Annotated in this window: 8 protein-coding genes; 1 reads left to right on the plus strand and 7 read right to left on the minus strand. The window is 61.5% G+C overall.

Annotation, left to right across the window (positions count from 1 at the left end; all coding sequences use genetic code 11):
- The coding region (locus QT222_RS07655) for a DUF4349 domain-containing protein (RefSeq protein WP_491476816.1) at nt 1–689 on the minus strand (689 nt) is incomplete at its 3' end.
- Nucleotides 690–809: 120 nt separating this feature from the next.
- On the minus strand, nt 810–1,661 hold the full coding sequence (locus QT222_RS07660; protein ID WP_014732339.1) for a polymer-forming cytoskeletal protein: 852 nt from the start codon (nt 1,659–1,661) through the stop codon (nt 810–812).
- A gap of 121 nt (nt 1,662–1,782) precedes the next feature.
- Between QT222_RS07660 and QT222_RS07665 the strand changes: the two genes are divergently transcribed.
- Nucleotides 1,783–1,986: a DUF5800 family protein gene (locus QT222_RS07665; protein ID WP_004056731.1), complete on the plus strand. Its 204-nt coding sequence runs from the start codon at nt 1,783–1,785 to the stop codon at nt 1,984–1,986.
- A gap of 106 nt (nt 1,987–2,092) precedes the next feature.
- Here the strand turns inward: QT222_RS07665 and QT222_RS07670 are convergent, their stop codons facing one another.
- From QT222_RS07670 to QT222_RS07690, 5 genes are all read right to left on the minus strand, one after another.
- The gene (locus tag QT222_RS07670) at nt 2,093–2,890 is read right to left on the minus strand and encodes a hypothetical protein (protein WP_004056730.1); all 798 of its coding nucleotides are present in this window, start codon (nt 2,888–2,890) and stop codon (nt 2,093–2,095) included.
- 71 nt (nt 2,891–2,961) lie between these two features.
- Entirely contained in the window at nt 2,962–4,092 is a 1,131-nt protein-coding gene (locus tag QT222_RS07675) for a DUF3179 domain-containing protein (RefSeq protein WP_491476817.1), read from the minus strand.
- A gap of 114 nt (nt 4,093–4,206) precedes the next feature.
- Nucleotides 4,207–4,893, minus strand: coding sequence for a dolichyl-phosphate hexose transferase (locus tag QT222_RS07680; RefSeq protein ID WP_004056728.1), 687 nt, complete (start codon nt 4,891–4,893; stop codon nt 4,207–4,209).
- 156 nt (nt 4,894–5,049) lie between these two features.
- Nucleotides 5,050–5,382: a DUF8002 family protein gene (locus tag QT222_RS07685; protein ID WP_004056727.1), complete on the minus strand. Its 333-nt coding sequence runs from the start codon at nt 5,380–5,382 to the stop codon at nt 5,050–5,052.
- A 78-nt stretch (nt 5,383–5,460) separates the two neighbouring features.
- Nucleotides 5,461–5,791, minus strand: a 331-nt coding sequence (locus QT222_RS07690) for a ribonuclease H-like domain-containing protein (protein ID WP_491476818.1), incomplete at its 5' end; no start/stop codon positions are given.

Below are 5,791 nucleotides of genomic sequence, written 5' to 3' on the forward strand. Positions count from 1 at the left end.
TCGTACCACTGTGCCGGGCCGGGCGGGCGCTCGGAGAGCGAGACACGGACGGTCGAGAGGGCGACGCGGTCCTCCAGCGACTGTTTTTGCGCCTCCAGTCGCTCGATTTCGGTCTGTACGTCCGTGAGGCGTTTCTCGACGGCGAGTACGTCTTGTGTGGTGTTCGCGGAGTCGTAGAGTTCGCGGAGGCGGTCTCGCTGCGCACGGAGGTTGCTCAGTCGCGCTTCGAGGTCGACCAGTTGCTCGGTCACGTCCTCCGAATTCGTCTCGACGTGTTCGACCTCGCCGAGTTGCTTCGCGTCGGTCATGAACGCCGAAAAGTTATCGGAAGGGACTCGCACGACGAGTTGCCCGGAGCGGTAGGTCCCGCCACTTCGACGGTTCACGCGCTCGCTCGAATCACTGACGTACCCGCCGTACGACTCGGCGGTCGACTCAATCTCGTCTCGGCTGGTGTTGAACTCGTCGACAGTCAGTTCGAGTCGGCCGTTCCTGATGACCGCCCGCTTTTGGACTTGGGGGAGGTCATCGTCACCCTCAAGACTCGCGTCTTGGCTTTCGGGCGCACCCGAAGCGTCGGTGGAGAGACTCACCTCAGAACCTCCCGCATCGGCGTTACCCGCGCCCCCGGTACACCCGGCGAGGAGAACGAGGAACGCCACGACGAGAAGTTTTAATCGCTTATTCATACCCGGAACTCAACTTGGAAACGAATAATCGTTTGGTAGACACAAACAGTGATTGATGTTACCTGCGGTTCCGAAGTTCGTAAAGTTCGGCGAGTCGATTGACGGCGCGGTAGTGGCCGCCTACTCCGCTTCTCGGGGAAGGTTATCCCGGTGAATACGCATCTCGCCGCGGGCACGCATGGTACCGTCGACGTGGGCACCGGCTTCGAGAACGAGGTCGTTACAGGAGACATCGCCGAGAACTCGGGCACCTTCGTGAATTCGAACTTCACCGTTTCGGGTGGTTACGTCGCCGTGAATTCGGGTGCCGCGTCCGACGGAGATATCGTCGCGGGCGCGAAGGCTCCCGAAGACGTTGTTGTCGGCATCGAGGTCGATGGATTTCGCGCGGATATTCCCGTGGATTCGGCAGTTCGAGCCGACGTACGCCGGTGTCGAGACACGCCACGCGTCGTCGGAGACGGTCGCGTTCCGCGGAATCACGAGCGGGTCGTGCGGCGACTCACCAGCCAGCGTCTCTGCGAGTTCGTCCGCCGCTTCGTCCTCACCGAGATGCAGGAGTTGCGAGAGGACGATAAAGTAGAAGACGAGCGTCGGAATCGGGTTACGGATGACGATCCAGCCGTTTGCTTCGAATCCTTCTTCGATGTCCACGTCGTCGCCGATGTCGAGGTCTCCGGAGACCATGAGCCGACCGGCGATATGAACACGCTCGCCGAGATAGGCGTCTTCACCCACGAGGACATTCCCAGCAACATCGTCTAACAGGTCGAGTCGACAGTCGCCTTCCGCCTCGATGTCGCCGCCGAATGTGACGCGCTCGCCAGCGAGAACGTTTCGGCCGCGGACGCCGAACTCAACGGTGCTTTGGCCGCCGACAACGACATCCCCGTCGGTCACGAGGTCGTGCTCTTCGACCGTCGTCCCGTCGGGTATCTCGAGCGCTTCGAGCGGGTCCGTACCCAGTGACACGCTCCGAACCAACACCCGGGTCGTAATAAACCGTCCGCAAGACGAATGTCAGACGCACACGAGGTTCGGGATACCGTGACGACAGGATGTTTTTAAATATCCACGAAGAACAAAGAGAGGTATGACGATTCTCTCTTTCGACGAAGATGGCGTAGACGTGGTCTACGAAGGGACGGAATTCCGTCTCGAAAAGGAACTCATCGAGGAAGCCATCGGGAAGTCGTACCCCGACGTGACCGACCACGAGGTGCTAAAAATCGTCGAGAAGAATCCCTCGCTTGGCGGCGAACCGCGCCGCGTCCGCGACATCCTCAACTCGTCGTAGTCCTCTCGGTCGGCGTCACTCTCGGCGTCGGAATGGTTTGGCACCGACTCGACATCAATTAGACTCGTTCTGAACTCGGAGACCGTTAGATTCGCCTGCGCGATACTCAGGCCGAAGCGGCGGAGGCATCCACACCAGCACTGTCATCGCTTGACTGCTCGCCGCCCAGCACGTACCCAAGTACGAAGAGCGGAATACCGGGTGCGAGCGTCCCGATGGGACCGAGCGAGGTACCGCCGAGTACGTCTGCAAAGGCCGCGGTGACCATCACCGCGAGGAATACGCTGAGTGCGAGCGCCCACTTACGCTTTCGAGCCGCGACGCCGACGACGACGAGACCGGTTGCCGCGGGCACGACCGGGAGGTCAACGCCGCCGGAGAACGCCACCATCGAATCGAGAAGCGTCACGGCCACGTCGATGGCGAGTGCAACGCCGGGTATCGACAGCGAGGCGGCGATAGAGAGCGGTCTGAACGCACCGGTTCGGAGTGCTGCGACGCCGATACCGAGGACGCCCATCGAGAGGAACAGCGCCGTGAGAGTCAAGAGCGGCCCGAAGAGCGTCATGTTCTCGTCTGCCGCCTGAAACACTCGATACGTTTCGCCGTCGACCCGGACGTATCCGGAGAGTGATTCGAGCGACTCGGTAACGTCGTCTCGGTCGTCTCGGTAAATCGTCGCGTGACCGTCTTCGACGCCAGACCGGACCATTTCAGCCGCGGCTGGCGGGAGGTCATCGACATCAGTAATCGTCGATTCGTCGCCCGGCTCAGCGGGTTCAAGCGCGAGCGAGACGGCATGTTGACCGAGGTGCGAGTCGTACGCCAAACCGTAGGAACCGGCGGCACCGAGCGCCCCGAGGACGAGGACAAAGACGAGGAGGGAACGAGTTCGAGCGGACACGGTAGCCCACAGGTGACGGGATGAGTATAAGTCTCTTGTCACACGGTTGCAGTCGGAGAAGAAGAGTAGACTTACCGCCCGTATATCTCCGTGTCAGGGTTGAAATCGGCCCACGCGAACCAGAACATCGGGGAACGGTCGTTCGCCCGCGTCAACGTCGCGCCCTCGTGCGGGCCATCGAGTGCACGGCCCGTGAGGAGGTCCCACCGGGACCCGGCCGCAACGAGGGCGGAGCCATCGCGTTCGAACTCCACGACTGAACCGTCGACGCGGCGGACGTAGGCGACGAGCGTCCCGTCAGTTGATGACGCGACGACGACCGGCAGTTCGCCGACAGTGTCGTTGACGACGCCGGCATTCTTCACTGCGTCGAGTGGGTACGCCCGCGCGACTCCGCCAGCAGTGATACCGATAACCGATGTTTTGGGGTGCATACGCTCGTCAACCTCGTCGTTGAATCCGATGCCGACTCTCCCCGACTGCCGATAGCTCGAGTAGGGATTCACGTCGTAGCTTCGACTCTGTCGGCCGCGAATCGTGTCGGAGATGGGCGGTGGAACCAACACCTCGGTGTCGGGGTGCGACGCCTTCCATTCGCCCCACGTAGAGATGGTCGACGGAATGAGAGACAGCGTGTCGCCGGTACGCTCGCCGCGAATCGCAGTTGCGAGCACTTGACTCCACAGCGACTCGGTTCGAACGTCGTACATCACGAGGTCGGACATCCAGAGGTAGCCCGAGACACCGAAGTTAGTGGGTTCGCCAGCCACGAGTCTATCGGCGACGACGGCACTGCCACAGAGTGGGCAGTAGGTTACGACCACAGGGCGGTCGTCGAACGTGTCGTTGGCGATTTCGTGCCAGTTCAGGATTGCGAGCGGGTACGCCCGTGCGATACCGTCGAGTTCGACGCCGACGACCTCGAAGGAATCTTCGAGCGCGACGTTTACCTCGTCGAATCCGGACCAGTCGTCCGAGAAGACGGGAAACGTGATGGCTGGAATTGCGTCCTTTGGCGCGCCACGGCGGAGTTCGTCTTTTGGGACGGGAAGGTCGAACGAACTGGTTCGAGTTGCGTTCGACCCACCGGCAGTACCGGGAGTGTCGGTGCTATCGGCACCATCGGCTGACTGGTTGTTCCCGAGACAGCCCGCCAGTGCGGATGTGGCACCGAGCGCAGCGAGGAATCGGCGGCGGTTCATACTCGTTATTCGCTCGAACCACCCATGAACGACGTGCGGTTTGGTGACAGAACGCACGACCGACAAGACGGCATAAAGCGTACAGAAAGCAGATTTCGGGCGGTATCGACGGCCTCAGAACCGGGCGCGTTCTTCGAGGCAGACCTTCACGATGGACTTCGCGATAGCAGCACCCCCGGCGAAGGGGTCGAGTTTGGTCTCACCGGCGCGTTCGCGGTACGGAATAGGTACCTCAGCAATCTTGTAGCCGCGCATCGCGGGTCGGATGAGCAGTTCGGCCGACAGCCCCGTGTTTTCCGTCCAGTTGATATCGTGAAGGAGTTCGCGGCGGTACGCCCGCATTCCGGTCGTCGTGTCGTGGACCGTCGCACCCATGAGGAAGCTTGCGAGGCGGGCGAATGCGATGTTTCCGAAGCGGTTGAGTGTGGGCATCGTCTCGGCGCCCTTGGTGATTCGGTCGCCGGAGACCACGTCGTAGCCGTCGTTGATGAGGTCGAGGAACTTCGGAAGGTACTCCATCGGGTACGTATCGTCGCAGTCAGTAGTAACGACGACGGGGCGGTCGGGAGCGAGAACGGCGGCTTCGACCGCGACGCCGTAGCCCTGCGGTTCCTGTTCGATGACCCGAGCGCCCATCTTTCGGGCGATTTCGGGAGTCCGGTCGTCGGAACCGTCGACGCAGACGACTTCCGCCCGGCCGTCGGTGATGCGGTCGATGTCGGCCAAGACGGAGCCGATTGCTTGTTCTTCATTGTACGTCCCCATTACGACCGCGAGGTCGTCGAAGGTGTACTCACTCATTGCGCGGGGTTATCGACCGCTACTCTTGAGCGTTTAGGTTTGCCAAAACCGTGGATATTTGCCAGATTAGTAGCAATTCGCCGAGTCACCCGACCAGGGGCAATTCGCCGAGTCACCCGGCCAGTGGCAATTTACCGAGACGTGAGACGAGCGCGATTAGCTCAGTCCGCGCGGGTCTGGCTGGTCTTCGAGTTTCTTCGCGTGGTCGATGAGGTAGTCCATGAGGCGAGTCGCCGACGCTTCGACGTCTTCGAGGCCGTCCGTAGACTGACCGCTGACGCGAACGGACAGTTCGTAGAGGTCGAGTTCCACGTGCGGCACCGTCTCGTCACCGTAGCCGTTTTGCCCGTTCATCCCACCGTCGGCGGTTTGCTGACTCTCGCCGTTGACACGCCCGTCTTCGACAGTCGATTCGTCCGACTCATCGTCGGTTGGCTCGTCCGTCTCTCCGTCAAGCGTCGAGTTGGCCTCGGCCTCGTCGTCGGTCATGTGCGGCGCGTCGCTTCCGGGGATGAAAAAGGCGGGTGATTCCGTGACGAGACGAACGAAGAAGACGACGAGATGATTTCAGACGAGGTCGGTATCGAGACCGTCGCAGACGCGGTCGTGAAGTTTGCCCGTGACGGTCTCCATGAGGCGTTCGAGATTGACCGTGTCTTCGCGGTTGTACGAGACGAGGGTGTCGAGAGCCGATTCGTCGCCGCGTTCGTACTCGCGCCAGAGCCTGACCGCATCTCGGCCGGAGATATCGGGGCGGTCGCGGTCGATGCCGATGTCCTTCTCAATCTGTTTCAAGCCGCCGGTCAAATCGAGCGTCCGACACGGATACATGAGGTCGACGTGCGGAACATCGATAGAGAGGCCCCCCCCCTCCCTTCTCCCCACCTCACCCCCCCCC

The sequence above is a fragment of the Haloferax sp. s1 genome (genome assembly GCF_058382125.1).